This is a genomic window from Paenibacillus nasutitermitis, assembly GCF_014641075.1.
GTDB classification, from domain to species: domain Bacteria; phylum Bacillota; class Bacilli; order Paenibacillales; family Paenibacillaceae; genus Paenibacillus_Z; species Paenibacillus_Z nasutitermitis.
The window spans coordinates 111,812-127,376 of record NZ_BMHP01000001.1; the positions used below are offsets into that span (position 1 = coordinate 111,812).

The 15,565-nt window shown below is 48.9% G+C and carries 11 protein-coding genes; 9 read left to right on the forward strand and 2 right to left on the reverse strand.

The annotated features are described in order from the left end of the window. Nucleotide 1 precedes the first annotated feature (1 nt). From IEY46_RS00510 to IEY46_RS00525, 4 genes are all read left to right on the forward strand, one after another. A complete protein-coding gene (locus IEY46_RS00510) occupies nt 2-1,327 on the forward strand; it encodes a glycoside hydrolase family 125 protein (protein ID WP_188988105.1) in 1,326 nt (441 codons plus the stop codon). Nucleotides 1,328-2,480: 1,153 nt separating this feature from the next. Continuing rightward, entirely contained in the window at nt 2,481-4,898 is a 2,418-nt protein-coding gene (helD, locus tag IEY46_RS00515) for an RNA polymerase recycling motor HelD (protein WP_188988107.1), read from the forward strand. 527 nt (nt 4,899-5,425) lie between these two features. Continuing rightward, nucleotides 5,426-6,676 (forward strand): DegT/DnrJ/EryC1/StrS family aminotransferase, encoded by a 1,251-nt coding sequence (locus IEY46_RS00520; RefSeq protein ID WP_188988109.1) that lies wholly within the window; start codon nt 5,426-5,428, stop codon nt 6,674-6,676. A 45-nt stretch (nt 6,677-6,721) separates the two neighbouring features. Continuing rightward, complete coding sequence (locus IEY46_RS00525) at nt 6,722-7,666, forward strand: Gfo/Idh/MocA family protein (protein ID WP_188988112.1); 945 nt, start codon at nt 6,722-6,724, stop codon at nt 7,664-7,666. Nucleotides 7,667-7,811: 145 nt separating this feature from the next. Here IEY46_RS00525 and IEY46_RS00530 read toward each other — a convergent pair whose 3' ends face one another. Further along, nucleotides 7,812-8,768, reverse strand: a complete 957-nt coding sequence (locus tag IEY46_RS00530; protein WP_188988114.1) for an AraC family transcriptional regulator — start codon at nt 8,766-8,768, stop codon at nt 7,812-7,814. Nucleotides 8,769-8,876: 108 nt separating this feature from the next. Here IEY46_RS00530 and IEY46_RS00535 point away from each other — a divergent pair, with 108 nt between their 5' ends. Beyond that, nucleotides 8,877-9,734: an amidohydrolase family protein gene (locus tag IEY46_RS00535; protein ID WP_188988116.1), complete on the forward strand. Its 858-nt coding sequence runs from the start codon at nt 8,877-8,879 to the stop codon at nt 9,732-9,734. An 85-nt stretch (nt 9,735-9,819) separates the two neighbouring features. Here the strand turns inward: IEY46_RS00535 and IEY46_RS00540 are convergent, their stop codons facing one another. Beyond that, complete coding sequence (locus IEY46_RS00540) at nt 9,820-11,238, reverse strand: glycosyl hydrolase family 28 protein (RefSeq protein ID WP_229749970.1); 1,419 nt, start codon at nt 11,236-11,238, stop codon at nt 9,820-9,822. A gap of 163 nt (nt 11,239-11,401) precedes the next feature. Here IEY46_RS00540 and IEY46_RS36860 point away from each other — a divergent pair, with 163 nt between their 5' ends. From IEY46_RS36860 to IEY46_RS00560, 4 genes are all read left to right on the forward strand, one after another. After that, entirely contained in the window at nt 11,402-11,638 is a 237-nt protein-coding gene (locus tag IEY46_RS36860; RefSeq protein ID WP_188991542.1) for a substrate-binding domain-containing protein, read from the forward strand. A 243-nt stretch (nt 11,639-11,881) separates the two neighbouring features. Next, entirely contained in the window at nt 11,882-12,766 is an 885-nt protein-coding gene (locus IEY46_RS00550) for a carbohydrate ABC transporter permease (protein WP_188988120.1), read from the forward strand. 2 nt (nt 12,767-12,768) lie between these two features. Then, nucleotides 12,769-13,614, forward strand: coding sequence for a carbohydrate ABC transporter permease (locus IEY46_RS00555; RefSeq protein ID WP_188988122.1), 846 nt, complete (start codon nt 12,769-12,771; stop codon nt 13,612-13,614). A 176-nt stretch (nt 13,615-13,790) separates the two neighbouring features. After that, nucleotides 13,791-15,557: a sensor histidine kinase gene (locus IEY46_RS00560; RefSeq protein ID WP_188988124.1), complete on the forward strand. Its 1,767-nt coding sequence runs from the start codon at nt 13,791-13,793 to the stop codon at nt 15,555-15,557. Nucleotides 15,558-15,565 lie beyond the last annotated feature (8 nt).

The following is a 15,565-nucleotide window of genomic DNA, read 5'->3' on the forward strand; positions in this document are numbered from 1 at the left end:
CATGCAGCAATACAGACTGCCCCAAATTGATGTGCCCAAGCTGGATCTGCCCCCTGTCATCCGCCGTGTGATGGAGGAAACGGAGGTGCGGCTGAACCATCGCCCGAAATTGCAAAAGCTGTTCCACAACTGTTTTCCGAATACGCTGGAGACAACGACAAAGCTGCTGGACGATGGAACGACCTTCGTCCTAACGGGGGACATTCCGGCCATGTGGCTGCGCGATTCGGTGGAGCAGGTCGTGCAATACGTCCCGTTCGCCAAGGAAGACAAGGAGCTGCAGCGCATCATCGGCGGCCTGGTGAAACGCCTGATGATGTACATTGGCATCGATCCGTATGCCAATGCGTTCAACGAAACAGCCAATCACTGGCATTGGGACGCCAATGACGAGACCGACATGTCCCCGTGGGTGTGGGAGCGGAAGTTCGAGCTGGATTCGCTTTGTTTCCCGATTCGTCTCGCTTATCTCTACTGGAAAGAGACCGGGCGGAGCGATATTTTCGATAACGGCTTCAAAGTGGCGATGCGGAAAATCGTCGATCTGTGGAAGACGGAGCAGCGCCACTTCGAGCAGTCGCCTTACCGCTTCATACGGCACAACTGCCCGGACATTGACACGCTCAGCAACGGAGGCCTCGGTATGCCGGTCAACTACACCGGCATGATCTGGTCGGGCTTCCGCCCGAGCGACGACGCCTGCGACTTCCATTACAATATCCCGTCAAACATGTTCGCCGTCGTATCACTTCGCCAGATGGGCGAGATCGCCCGCTACGTTTTCCGCGACCTGGCTTTCGTTGAGGAGATGGCCGCGTTGGAGAAGGATATCCAGCATGGCATCGAGCTGTATGGCATCTACAATCATCCGAAATACGGCAAGATGTATGCCTTCGAGACGGATGGATACGGAAACCATTGCCTGATGGACGATGCGGGTACGCCGAACCTGATGTCCATTCCGTACATCGGCTATGCGGAGGTAAACGACGAAATATACCAAAACACGCGTCGATTTATATTGAGTAAGGATAATCCGTATTATTTCGAGGGCAAAGCGGCGAAGGGGATCGGCAGTCCCCATACGCCTCCGGATTATGTATGGCATATGGCGTTCGCGATGCAGGGTTTGACTGCGACCAGGGATGAAGAATTGATGGAGATGCTTGACGTGCTCGAAGCGACTGATGCAGACTCCGGCTATATGCACGAAGGCTTCCATGCCGATGATCCTTCCGTATTCACGCGTTCCTGGTTCGCATGGTCGAACAGTATCTTCTCCCAGTTGGTGCTGAGGGCGTTGGACAGAGGCCTATTGAACTGCTAACAGGAAATCCTCGTTTGAAAATGACATTCAGCAGAAAATGCTTGAATGTCATTTTCGTTTTTGCCGGTAAGGATCGACGCTCACCTAAAAAATAAATAAGCGATACTTTGCTTTCCGCTGTCGACCGTCGTGATTGAGATTCGCGCGTAGCAAGTTTTCTCACACTTATTATCTTTTCACAAAGAAAAAGGGCAGTCTTCCCGGTAGTGGGAGATTGCCCTTTACACGCGATCGGGGACAGTCCATAATTTAACGCACGTCCGCCCGCTTCATGATCCCGGCTGCCCCCTACAAAAATTCACGCTTAATTATGATATAATCTATGAGGTCGTTCAAAAAGTCTACTTTTGATGACGAAGGTATTCAGGAAGTATTGCACATCGAATCTTGAATTCAGCCGGGACTAGGTGTATGCTTTCGAAGCCGTTTTCTTACGAAAACGTGTACCCTTCAATAGCCGCTTTTCATCCGGAGTCTTCCGAATCAATGTTGCCGAAAGTGAAAAAATCAAGAATATTTTGCCCGACCGATAATCAAGCATAAGCTTGCCTAAGCGGCAACATTATGGTTGATTCCTCATGGTATGTAGTTACAATAATCTCTCACCTACACTACAAATTATTTAATCGGTGTTCATAAACTAGATTTGTTCATTAACTAGATTCTTAATGATCTCTGCCAGTAAACGCTTTGCTTCTTCCGGATCTTCCGGAAAAGTAATCAGCGGTTCCCGCTCAGGTTCAGGATTACCCATCCAGATTCTGTCGCAGAAAGAAAGAAGCGGCAGGTTTCCGGATTACAAGGAAAGACTCGCCGCTCCCCGGAACGTTTCTACTTTGTTTCGAAACGTATAAATTCCATATGGTTAAAAAAAAGACGACCCCTGTGGAACACATGGGTCATCTCCTGACAGCGTAACTCTGCTGTGATTGTTTAATCAGTCCATAATCTAGGTCAATATTCAGCTTTTCAGAGAGAAAAAATAAATTGAAAAAGAAATAGCGCTATGATATAATCGATAGCGTTATTGACAAAATAAATTTAAGAATGTATCCATTCTTATTCCCACTTTAATTGTACATCCGGATCTTTAATTTGTCAATACTCTTTTTTGGCCCCAATAAAAAGGAAAAAGGAGCGTGTTGAGGGAGAGATGAAAACGGATGAATGGCGGCAGGAACAGGAGCGGCTGGAACGGGTCAGGAACAAGCTGATGACAAGAATCGCGGAGTTGGAGCCGGAGGTTACCGGACTGCGCGATCAGGCGGCGGACATGCGTAAGCGATTTTGGGAAGAACTGACGATCAACACGAGCACGACCGAAGATTTTGAAGACAGTTTTTACTCGGTTCAGCAGCAATCCGCAATGTTGGCGGAACGGGAGCGCGGCCACAAACGATTGGTGGATCAATGGAACGGCATGAAACGGTTGCTTCCATCCCCTTATTTCGGGCGCGTTGATTTTCACGAAGATGGCTTGAATACAAGTGAGCAGGTCTACATCGGGGTATCCTCCTTCGTTGACGATGACGGACTGAATTTTCTGATCTATGACTGGCGTTCCCCCATCGCGAGCCTTTACTACGATTATCCTCCGGGTCGAGCTTCATATGTCACGCCGGGCGGAACTATCGAAGGGACAATGGAGCTCAAACGGCAGTTTCAAATTCAAGACGGACAAATCCGCAACATGTTCGACGCGAGCGAAACGATCGGAGACGAATTGCTGCAGCAAGTGCTCGGCAAGGACGCGGACTCGCAAATGAAGAGTATCGTGGCGACCATTCAGAAGGAGCAGAACGCCATTATCCGGAACGACAAAAGCCGGATGCTCATTGTTCAGGGAGCGGCTGGAAGCGGGAAAACTTCTGCGGCCTTGCAGCGTGTGGCTTATTTGCTTTACAAACACCGTCAGACGATTAAAGCCGATCAGATCGTGTTGTTCTCGCCCAATTCGATGTTTGGCAGTTATGTTTCCACTGTCCTTCCAGAACTCGGCGAAGAGAATATGCAGCAGACGACGTTTCAGGAATATCTTGACTATTGGCTGAGTTCCCTATTACGGTCCGAGGATCCCTTCGATCAGATCGAATACACACTGACAGCACAGGATAAACCGGGATATGAGGCTCGCATTCAGGGGATCGCGTACAAAACCTCCGAAGCTTTTCTGAAAGCCCTGCAGAACTACGGGAAGTGGCTGGGGAGGGAAGGGATGCGCTTCAAAGACATACGGTTTCGAAGTCGGGTGTTGATTACTGCGGAGCGTATGAGCGCGAAAATGTACGCTTTCGACAGTTCCCTGCCGTTGTTCAGCCGTGTCGTTCTTTTGCAGGAATGGCTGTTGAATGAACTGGCTTCGCTCGAACGCAAGGAACGGGACGCGTCCTGGGCACAGGAGGAACTAAATTATCTTGATAACGAACAGTATGCTGAATTTTTCGGCATGCTGCACAAAGAGAAGGAACTACTCGACCTTTCGGAGCACTATGCTATGGCTCGCGAGCTAATGAATAAAGAGCGTCGGGGAGATGAGGGTGACATTGACTTCGCTCAGCGTGAGGAGGAATTGATTCTTCGATCCATTGTGAAAAAAAGCTTTAAGCCATTAAGGAAAAGCGTGAGGAAATTTTCGTTTGTTGATATCAAAGGCTTATATGGCCAATTGTTCGGCGACGAAGCCTCATATCGGGAGAAAACAAATGAGGTTGTCATTCCCCCGCTGTGGTCGGAAATCTGCAAACAAACCAGAGATATGCTGAGCCGGGACGAATTGTTCCACGAGGACGCGACTCCTTATTTGTTTGTAAAAGAATTAGTCGAAGGTGTCCGGACGAACAAGGAGATCCGGCATGTTTTCGTCGATGAAGGTCAGGACTACTCGGCGTTTCAATATGAATATTTAAAAAAATTGTTCCCGCGTGCCCGGATGACGGTGCTCGGCGATTTTGGGCAAGCGATCTTCATGCAGGCCACAAATCTGGAAGCATCCGATTCTCCGCTGATGTGGCTTTTTGGCGAAGCCGATACAAGCCTGATCCGCCTTGTGCGCAGTTATCGATCGACCAGAGAGATTGTGGAATTTACGAAATCACTGCTTGCCGGCGGGGACGAGATCGTACCGTTTGAAAGAAGAGGCCATAAACCCCTTCTGTTCCGATTGAACGACATGAAGAAGCGGGATGCGCAAATACTGGAAGATATCGTCTCGCTCAGAGCTGAGGGCTTCGCTTCCATCGCCGTCATCACAAAAACAGCAGCGGAAAGCCGGGAGGCCTACGATTCGTTACAAAGTCAAGGGGTTGGAGAGCTGCAGCGTATTACGAAGGAAACTCTCGTTTTTGAAAAAGGCGTAATGGTTATTCCCGTGTATCTCGCCAAAGGCATTGAATTCGATGCCGTCTTCATCTATAATGCTTCGCCGGCAGCGTATAGCCGGGATAACGAACGCAAGCTTCTTTATACGGCGTGTACGCGGGCCATGCATCGTCTTCATCTTTACACGACGGGCGATTGGTCGCCATTCGTGCAGGCATTGCCTGCGAATTTGTATGAGAAAGCGCCAGATTGACAGAGGGGCGGTGACTTCGGCCGCGACATGCTGCGCCCCAGATTCAGCAATTCTTCAGCGTTATCCTGTAGCCGGCCATCAAGGACGGTTGTAAGTAAAAATCCCTCGACGACTCCTTTTTTCCGCGTGTCAGCGTCCATCGAAGAATAAATCCATTTGTTTCCCGACCATTATTTTTATCCATACAATGCTCGGTGTGCAGAAAGAAGGGATCTATGACAGCTCCTACGCAAACTAGACCGAAGTCAGCCGGAAGGGGGCAAACAGGACCCGGCGATGAAGGGGCACTAATCGCGAAGCGGCTCCGATTCGTTACGCATGCAAATAGCCTTGGCCGTTAGTCGGCCAAGGTTTTTTTGCTGATTATATCAAGTCTGCACAATATGTCAATCCACCTCGCGGGCTCGGCACTTTGTTTCTGTCGCAGGTTAATAAATGGCTGTCGTTCGGAAAGATTTGACCGTTAACAGCGATGTCTTTAATTTAATATTGAATTATGAAAGATAACTGGCAGGGGGAAACAAACAATGGATGAAGTAAAGCTCGCCATACATGGTGGAAGCAAGGTCAAAACGACTCCGTTTGGCACCGGCAAACGATTTGGACTTGAGGAAGCGAAGGAACTGCTCGAAGCGCTTGAGCAAAATACGCTATTTTATCATTTTGGCGGAAAAGTGAAGCGTTTTCTTGGCGATTTTAACGATATATACGGGGTCAAGCACAGTGTGGCGACTTCGTCGGGTACGGCTGCAATTCACGTGGCGCTTGGGGTGGCCGGCATTGCTGTAGGGGATGAAGTCATTACGAGTCCGATTACGGATCAGGGAACGCTGGTCGGTATTTTGTATCAGAATGCGATTCCGGTTTTCGCTGATTTGGATCCACATACGTATAACCTTGACCCTAAGTCGGTCGAAGCCCGGATAACGCCGCGGACGAAAGCGATTCTCGTCGTTCATCTTGCCGGGAACCCTTGCGATATGGATGCCATTATGGCGATTGCGGACAAATACGGCTTGAAAGTAATCGAAGATTGCGCGCAAAGCTATTTATCGCGGTATAAAGGGCGGCTGGTCGGTACGATCGGCGATTACGGCTGCTTCAGCACAAACGATTTCAAGCATATTTCTACCGGAGACGGCGGTATCGTAACAATCAATTCCGGGAGCGAAGAGGATTATTTCCGGACGCATGCATTCGCAGACAAAAACTATCAGCGTTTCGGCACGTCCGTCGTGCGCGATCTGTCCTTTCTGGCGCCGAATTACCGGATGACCGAGCTGCAAGGCGCAGTCGGAATCGCGCAGCTCAAGAAGCTTCAGTGGATATGCGACAAGCGCCGTGCATACGGCGACCGGCTGACAGCCGGCATCTGCGATCTGCCGGGCATCCATCCGCACCAGGTAACGGCCGGCTCTGAAAGCTCGTACTGGTTTTATATGCTGCGCGTCGATGAGACGCAGCTTTCGTGTACGCGGGACGAATTCGCTGAAGCGCTTTCGGCGGAAGGCATATCATGCGGGGCGGGCTACATCTCGCAGCCTGTGTATATGCAGCCGATGTTTCAGAAGAAACAAGCGTACAAAGGCTCGCATTTCCCGTTCGATCTGTCCGATTGCAGCTATGACGAGGGGCTGTGTCCCAATGCGGAGGAAATATTAAAGTCGGGAGTCAGGCTGCCGGTTAACGAGTTTTTCACGGAAGACGATGTAGAAGATATGATTCAAGGAATCCGCAAAGTAGCCCTGTATTACGGAGCTTCGCAGCGTGCTAATTAGGTGATCGAGACTGAAGGACCAAATCGCAAAAGGACAGGTGAACCCATGGAGACAAATAAACCAGTACCCCAGCAGCCGCTTAAGCTTGGATTGATTGGCTTGGATACGTCGCATGTCACCGCATTTGCTGGATTGCTTAACGACCGGGATCATCCTTACCATGTTCCTGGAGGGACAATCGTAGCTGCGTATCCGGGTATCGCCTCCAAGGATTTTAGGTTGAGTTATAACCGGATAGAACAATTTACGGAAGAGATTAGAACACAACATGGTATTGCGATAGAAGAGTCTGTGGAGGCTTTGGCGGAGCGCTGCGATGCAATGTTCATAGAATCTGTAGACGGGCGCGTTCATCTGGATATCTTCCGCAGGGTAGCACCTTATGGCAAGCCGGTATTTATAGACAAACCATTCACGTTAAACAGCAAGGATGCGGAGCAAATAGTAGCAATAGCGAACCAATACAGCGTACCTGTTATGAGCTGCTCGTCATTGCGTTATGCCGAGGGGCTATTGGAGCAGCTGACGCCGGAACGGCAGGCAGCTGCAGGTCCGATCATCGGAGCGGATTGTTATGGACCGATGATGATCGAACAGACGCAGCCTGGATTGTTCTGGTATGGCATTCATTCAGTAGAGATGTTGTATCGGATTATGGGACAGGGCTGCATTTCGATATCTGCAGTGTCGAACGAAGATCATGATTTGATCATCGGCAGGTGGAAGGATGGCAGAATCGGTACGATACGCGGCAACCGCAGCGGCAATAGCAAGTTTGGCGCGCTTATTCACCGTGAGCAAGAGACCGACTCTGTCGATGTGTATGCGAATCCCAAACCGTATTATGCTTCTATGCTGGAGCGGGTTATAGAGATGTTTCATACCCGTCAATCAGATATTCCATCCGAGGAGACGATAGAAATCATTCGTTTCATCGAGCGTGCGAATGAATGCCGATTAAGCGGAAACCCGGGTGAACGTGCGTTGTAAGCCGGGTTTAATCGCAAGGAAGCGAGATGCATTGGCTTAGTAACAAGTGAGGGCTGTCTCCTGGCGCATCATTTTGTCTGGGAGGCAGCCCTGCTGATGTCCGGAACAAATCTTATCTATAAAACGGGATCTGGCAGACAAACGCTCAGTGGGAGTTCCGCTGGGCAGTCCGGTATTCGGAAGGCGTCATTCCCGTATGTGCCTTGAAAACCCGGGTGAAGGTCCGAAAAGAATCGAACCCAACTTCTGGCGGAAGATCCGTCACAGCCAAATCTGTCGAAATGAGCAGGCTGATGGCGCTTCGGACGCGCAGTGCATGCAGGTAATGGAGAAAGCTTTGCCCGGTCCGTTTCTTGAAAGAACGGCTGAAATACGGCGGGCTGATTCCGTATCGGCTTGCCAGTTGTTCCAACTTCAAGCTGTCAATATAGTGAAGATGAACGTACTGGATGACGTCTCGCATCGTATCTATTGATCCCGAGCTTCCCTTATGTTGTTTCTCGGATTGCTGGATCGTGTCTTTTTGAACGAGGGTGTTGCCGGCAACCGCGTCTTCCGCCAATTTCGCATGTTCTTCTCCGTACGTTTGGAAATGCACACGCAGCAGCAGCAGAAGCACTTCTGTCAGTTTGGCCAAAATGAGGCTCGTTCGACCGATCTCCGTATGGTCATTCTCCCAAAGCATGTCGTCCATCAGCTGTTTCATTCTGGTCGTTTGCTCTGTATTCAACGTGACAGCAGGGGGAGCTTGATTGCCGAACTGAAGCAGAAAGTTATAGTGACCGGAAGTGAGCGGAGTACCGGAAAGAAGGGCAATATCGAAAATAATGCAATATTTGCGGATGCCCGTCGAGCCTGGGTCGCTATGAAAATGATGCAATTGATGCGGCGGGATGAACGTCACCGTTCCGGGGAGCAGCGGATACTTGATGCCGCCAACCGTTTGCGAGCCGCGGCCTTCAATCGCGAAGGAAAGCTCGGCGAAATTGTGATGATGCAGCTCAGACCTCTCGGTCAAATACGTCCAAATCATAAATGGGAACTTTCGCTGCTGTCCGTTCGTGTCAAGAATGATTTCCTGATATAGGGGATATTGCGCCATGTTGTCTGCTCAACGCCTTCCGGTTAATAATTGCAGTCATTCGGAAAGACTTGACCGTTATCCTCGATGGCATTATTCTATCATAAAATTATGAACAGGAGGATCACCATGATTATCGATGTGCATAATCACCCTGATTGGTATGGATACGATCTGGATAAGTTTCTGAATAACATGAGGCAGTACAACATCGACCGAACATGGATGCTCAGCTGGGAAGCCCCACAGGATGAATATGATCCGGCTTACAATGCCAAAGTCCCCGATCATGACGGGACCGGCCCGATTTCATATAAACGATGCGTAGAGTATGCAAGAAGGCATCCCGATAAATTTGTGATCGGCTATGCGCCCGACCCTCGTAGGCCGGATGCGATCGATAAACTGCAAGCTGCAGTCGAGCTATACGGTGTCCGTGTATATGGTGAGCTGAAGCTTCGGATGATGTACGACAATCCTGATGCGATCCGGCTCTACCGATATTGTGGAGGAATGGGGCTGCCAGTGCTCGTGCACATCGATTACGAATTCGATACCGGCGTGAAATACCCGCGTCCGAACTGGTGGTACGGCGGCGGAATCGGGGCGTTCGAGAGGGCGGTAGAGGCATGTCCGGAAACGATATTTATCGGCCACGCACCTGGCTTCTGGGCGCATTTGTCGGGGGATGACCAATATAATAAGGTGCCGTATCCAAGCGGCTCGATCAAGCCGGGCGGCAAGGTAGTGGATATGATGCGGCGCTACCCGAATTTGTATTGCGACATCTCCGCAGGCTCGGGGCATAGCGCATTAAACCGCGATCTGTCGTTCACCCGCGAGTTTCTGACCGAATTCCAGGACCGCGTTCTATACGGAAGGGATTATATGGATAACATCCATCAGACGCTGCTAAACGAGCTGGGGCTGGAGCGGCAGGTGCTTGATAAAATATACGCCGGCAACGCGCTGCGCCTGGTTCCGTAAGGACGGCAGGCGTCAAATGGGGCTAGCAGCAGCGCGATTGTATTTTCGGATCGCGCTGCAGCTGTCTTTTTATGTTTCGCTTTGACTATTTTAAAGTCACATTTGAAGTGAAAGCATTCCTATTAACATTCGCTTCCTTCAGCGACTGGATCTTCACGCCGTTTACATACAGCCCATTAATCTCGATATCATCCGTAAGATGCTCCCTGCTTGCGCCTGATAGTGAGATTTCCGGCAGCGGCAGGCCTTCCTCCAGGTAAACATGAATATCCCGCAGCTTAATATGCCGGATTGATCCGAGCAGATTATCATTCGACCAACGTCCGCAATACGACTCCGCCAGGAACAGCACTGGAATATGAGGAGGAAGTTCTGCCGGGTACGTCATATCTTCGGTGTATTGATAGATTGGAGGAAGCGCATGTCTGGAATATTCTACACGGATATTTTCAAAGAGGATGTCTGTCACATTCGCTCTATCCCCGTTCTGAATGTCCATTGCTATATGGATAGTATGGATGATGTCGCAGTCACGAAATACAATATTCCTGTATTCGTCTGCACAGGTTTCGGCACCGATCTCGAGCGCTCTCCCCCAATCACACCACACGACACAGCCTTGGACCAGGATATTCTCCACCAAACGGGTATCATATTCCTTTAATCCCTTCAAGACGATGGCGTCATCAAAATTTCGGAGGAAGCTGTTCTGGACTATGCCATTGGAGCTGTTGACAAAATCGATTCCGTCCGAGTTATAACGCCACATTCCGATCATTTTAATGTTGTCGATAAACGTATTGTCGCAATGAAACAGGGTCATTGCCCACGAACATGCATCGCGTATAATAATGCCGCTAATTTCAATATTGCGGCAATTGTGGAAAGTCAAAGATGTTGGACAGCCAAGACAACGGCTATCTTCACGTTGGAATGTGCTGTTATCCAGGATTCCGTATCCGGTGATCCGGATGTTTTTCTTGCCTCTGGCATAGATGGAAGTATGCACAACCGCTCCAGCATCCATATAGATGGTCTGATTGTCCTGCATTTCAATAATTCCGGGGTAGTGCGAGCCTGGGCCGAAATATAGAGTTCCACCGTCCTGGATAATCGGTTCTTCATTTGCTGGCGGGTTTACAAAAATATGCAAGGCATAATGAAAGCCGTCAAGTTCCAGTGTATACTGACCGGTCTTATCAATATTAAACGCAATCTTGGTGCCGTTTATTACAGGATGGATGTCGCGGGATAGAGGACGAACAACCATTTCTTCAAAGGGTCTGACCGGTTCTACAATGAGCTCAACCGATTCATCTGCTGCAAAAGACAGGAAAGACGCCATTTCGGTTTGATCAAGTGCCCTTTGATGTCCTGGCCATTCTGTATTGAAGGGTACAGCCGATACTCTAGCCTCATAAACCTCAACAGGTAAACCATTTAGAGTCACCTTATAATCATTCGATCGTTTTTCATTTTGCGGGAATGGGGGGATGAGCAGCAAAAAGATCACTCCTTAATATATATATATACATTTAGTATACTAAAAACGTTTAAAGTATACTATACGCATGGCGGAGTCGACCTGCAGGTTTTCAATCACCCGTACTAAAGCGATTTATTGAAGGGCTAAGCGACGTCTGTAAGGAGAATGCGGTTCGTCTGAAATTGTCTTCGCTACCAGCGATCTGAAGGCGCTGGGCATGCTGAGAGCAGCCAAAGAGCAAGGGCTGTCGATACCCAAAGACGTCAGCATCGTAGGTTACGTATCGTGGCTCACTCTTATAATCGATGGGAAAAAAACGGACCCAGGCAAAAAAAAGGAGCCTACGGCAAATCCGCAGGCACAAGAGAGAATATATAATAAAGGGGGGTCATGTCTTTATTATAGGCAGACAAGATGAAATGAACATGAAGGAAATATTACAATTATATTACAAACACATCCTAGTTGATCCTTAGGGTCCGATCAGCAAAATAATCACCGTGACAAGACTGTCGAGATGACAGTCTTGTTTTTGTTTTCACTATGAATTCGTCCGATATTGAAAGAAATCGCACGTCTCTCTCATTTAAGCGATGTTGGCCACCCACTATAATGACAGTACCGAGGTTGGTCAGACAATATGTGAAAAAGAGGTGCAGCCATGAAGTCTTATACGAGTTTAACGGGCTATTTATTTATATCTCCGTTTCTATTCGGATTTTTTTTGTTGACGCTATATCCGGCTCTTCAATCGTTATACTTTTCGTTTACCGATTATTCGTTGTTGGAGCCGGCAAGCTGGGTCGGAATGGACAACTACAAGAGAATGTTTACGGAGGATCCCAATTTCTCGAAGTCGCTTGGGATAACGTTTACTTACGTCATTTTTGCGGTGCCGTTAAAGCTATTGTTCGCGCTGCTCGTCGCTATCGTACTGAATAAGCAAATAAAAGGGATGTCCTATTATCGGACAATCATGTATTTGCCCTCGCTCATAGGCGGCAGCATCGCGGTTGCCGTTCTATGGAAAAACATATTCGGAGCGGAGGGCTTCATCAGCAAGCTGCTCGCCTTGTTTGGCATAGAAAACATGAGCATGGTGACGAATCCGGAAACGGCACTCAGCACACTCATTATACTGCAGGCGTGGCAGTTCGGTTCGGCGATGATTATTTTTCTGGCGGGCTTAAAGCAAATACCAAAAGAGTTGTATGAAGCATCGGCGGTAGACGGAGCGAGCAAGGTCCGGCAGTTTTTCAGCGTGACGCTCACGATGCTCTCGCCTGTTATCTTGTTTAATCTGATTCTTGGCCTGATTGGTTCATTCCAAATGTTCACGCAAGCCTTCGTTATCACAAAAGGAGGCCCGTTAAAATCGACGTATATGTACGCCCTTTATTTATACGAAAAAGCCTTTGGCGCTTTCCAGATGGGTTACGCTTCAGCTCTCGCTTGGGTGCTCTTGTTAATCATTGCTGCGGCTACAGCGATTAATTTTGCAATTTCGAAGTACTGGGTGTTCTATGAAAGCGAAGGAGGCAAATGATGATGGCGACCTTGAAGCGGATGAAGGCTTGGAATCTTCCGACGCATCTGATTCTCATCCTTGTGTGTACGGTAATGATTTATCCGATCGTCTGGTGGCTTGGCGCTTCGCTGAAGACGAATGCGGAAATGAGCCTGCCGGGTATCTTTCCGAGCGACCCGCAGTGGAGCAATTACGTGAAGGGTTGGACGGCCATTCCGGATTATACGTTTAGCCGTTTCTTCGCGAATTCATTTATTATCGAGCTGTTCAGCGTGACGGGCTCCGTCGTCTCGGCCAGCTTGGTCGCCTTTGGCTTCGCCCGCGTAAACTTCAGGTACAGCAAGTTGTGGTTTGCGCTTCTTATGCTGACGATGATGATTCCTTCACAGGTTATTGTGATCCCGCAGTATGTCATGTTTTCTGATTTAAATTGGATCAATACCTATTTGCCGATTATTGTGCCCCATTTCTTTGGAGGAGGCGGATTCTTCGTCTTCCTGCTCGTGCAGTTCATCCGCAGCATTCCGAGAGAGCTCGACGAATCGGCTAAAATTGACGGCTGCACGACCTTCGGCATTTATTTCCGCATCATCATGCCGCTCGTAAAGCCGGCGCTTGTCACCGTTGCGATTTATTCCTTTCTATGGACATGGGACGATTTTTTCCAGCAGCTGCTTTATATAAACAGCGTTGAGAAATTTACGGTAGGGCTTGCCCTTCGCTTGTTTATGGATTCCCAGTCGACCGTCGAATGGGGGCAAATGCTTTCGATGTCGCTGCTGTCGATCATTCCTTCGGTTATCGTATTCTTTTTGGCACAGAAGCAATTTATTGAAGGAATTGCAACGACGGGCCTGAAAGGGTAATGCTTAATAGAGTCTTGAAAAAGATGCAATGGACAGGGAGTCGCGCTTTCCGTAAACTTAATGATGCTTTTGCCATCATGAAGCATACGGGGAGAGCGATTTGTTTTGTCCATTTTGTCGTCTTACTCAATTAGAGGCTGTAAGCCGTATGAGTCGGCGTGGGAGGTTGTTATTGGATGTTGCGGAATCCGTTCAAAACGTATCGCATGGGCAGCTTGTACATGCTCACGTTCGGGGGGTTTTTGGTGCTGTTTCTCATTCTCCTCATGGCTGTATGCTATCAAGTAACCGCCGCTTACATGTCCAAGCAGGTGTCTGTCTACCAGCAGGAGCTGCTTGACGAGGTCGGCAAGCGAATAGATGCGAAAATGATTTCGGTTGAGCAGGTCGCTTTGTCGATTACGAGAAATGAAGCGCTGCTTAATTATTTGAGAAATAAGCAAGCGGACGTTTACAGCAGAAAACTTGCCCAGCAAGAGTTAGGCTATTATTTATCCAATATTGTGTACAGCTGGAATGATGTACTCAATTCCGTGCACGTGTATATGCACGATCCGCTGCCGATGATCGGCCTTCCGGCCGCATTCGGGGAAATAGACGATTTGCCGAAGGAGCCGTGGTATTCACTCGTGAGCCAAAGCGATTATGCATGGATCGGCGAACGGGAGGTTGTTGCCGCGGACTCGAATAAGCAGGCGATCCGCTTTGCTCAAAAAATATATTCCGATACGAATCAGTTTCTCGGCGTGCTGGTACTAGGCGTGAAGCCGGCGGCGGTCCGCGATACACTGCTAAATGAAAGCAACAAAAACAGCGGCATTAAGCGTGTACTACTGGGCAACGGGCGTCAGATGATGACGGACGCTGGTTTTGATCAGGAGGAGAACGTTGGGCTGCTGGACATGCTCCAAGCTGAATTTGATCATCCAAGTTATTTAAACGGCAGAAGGGTCGAACTCGGAGAGCCATATTTCGTGACCGAATCCAGAGACCGAAACGCGCAGTGGCAGGTTATCCAATTCACTCCCATGAAGGGCATAACGGAGGACAGCTCCAGAATCGCTTTAACGCTGGGAGCAATCGGCTTAGCGGCCATTCTGATTGCATTCTTATTCACGCTTATTTTTTCCCGCCAGTTCATGAAGCCAATCATGACACTGAAGCAGGGCATGGACCGATTCTCAGTCGACAGGCTTAAATCTGAAATGCCGCGCGATTATACAAATGAGTTTGGCATTTTATTCCGCGGCTACGATGCTCTGACAGAACGGGTTACAGAGCTGTATGCCCATCTGGAGAAGCAATATATCAAGCAGAAGGAATTGGATGTCAAAGCCCTTCAGGCGATGATAAATCCTCATTTCCTGTACAATACGCTGGATCAAATTAATTGGATGGCTATTGAAGCCAATCAACCCCAAATTAGCGAAGTGCTTGAGCTGGTGGGTAAAATGTTCCGAATCGGGTTGTCTAACGGTGACACGATCGTTACGGTACGGGAGGAGCTTGCTTATATAGGAAGCTACCTGCAGATTCAGCAAATTCGGATGGAGCCTTTCAAGCTCGACGTTTCAATGGAATTGCCTGAAGCGCTCGAATCCTATTATATGCCCAAGGTGCTGCTTCAGCCGATAGTCGAAAATGCCGTCATGCATGGCTTCCACGGACGGCAAAGCGGAGCTGTTCATATCCGGGTATCGGAGCATAAAGAAGGAGTAGCCTTTGTCGTTCAAGATAACGGAAACGGGTTCCGACCAAAGCAAGACGAAATACCGCAGCATCAGATGAAGATGGGCGGCTATGGCATCCGCAATGTAGAGGAGCGAATTGAAGCCTTGTTCGGGCCGCCTTACGGTATTCAAGTCGTCAGCATGCCAGGGGAAGGCGCTTCAGTTACCGTCCTCATACCCAAACGGGATAGAGCCAACTATTATCGCGGATAGTCAATATT

Coding starts and splice junctions, on each gene's coding strand:
- IEY46_RS00510 (WP_188988105.1), top strand. CDS start 2: ATGCAGCAATACAGACTGCCCCAAATTGATGTGCCCAAGCTGGATCTG.
- helD (WP_188988107.1), top strand. CDS start 2,481: ATGAAAACGGATGAATGGCGGCAGGAACAGGAGCGGCTGGAACGGGTC.
- IEY46_RS00520 (WP_188988109.1), top strand. CDS start 5,426: ATGGATGAAGTAAAGCTCGCCATACATGGTGGAAGCAAGGTCAAAACG.
- IEY46_RS00525 (WP_188988112.1), top strand. CDS start 6,722: ATGGAGACAAATAAACCAGTACCCCAGCAGCCGCTTAAGCTTGGATTG.
- IEY46_RS00530 (WP_188988114.1), bottom strand. CDS start 8,768: ATGGCGCAATATCCCCTATATCAGGAAATCATTCTTGACACGAACGGA.
- IEY46_RS00535 (WP_188988116.1), top strand. CDS start 8,877: ATGATTATCGATGTGCATAATCACCCTGATTGGTATGGATACGATCTG.
- IEY46_RS00550 (WP_188988120.1), top strand. CDS start 11,882: ATGAAGTCTTATACGAGTTTAACGGGCTATTTATTTATATCTCCGTTT.
- IEY46_RS00555 (WP_188988122.1), top strand. CDS start 12,769: ATGGCGACCTTGAAGCGGATGAAGGCTTGGAATCTTCCGACGCATCTG.
- IEY46_RS00560 (WP_188988124.1), top strand. CDS start 13,791: ATGTTGCGGAATCCGTTCAAAACGTATCGCATGGGCAGCTTGTACATG.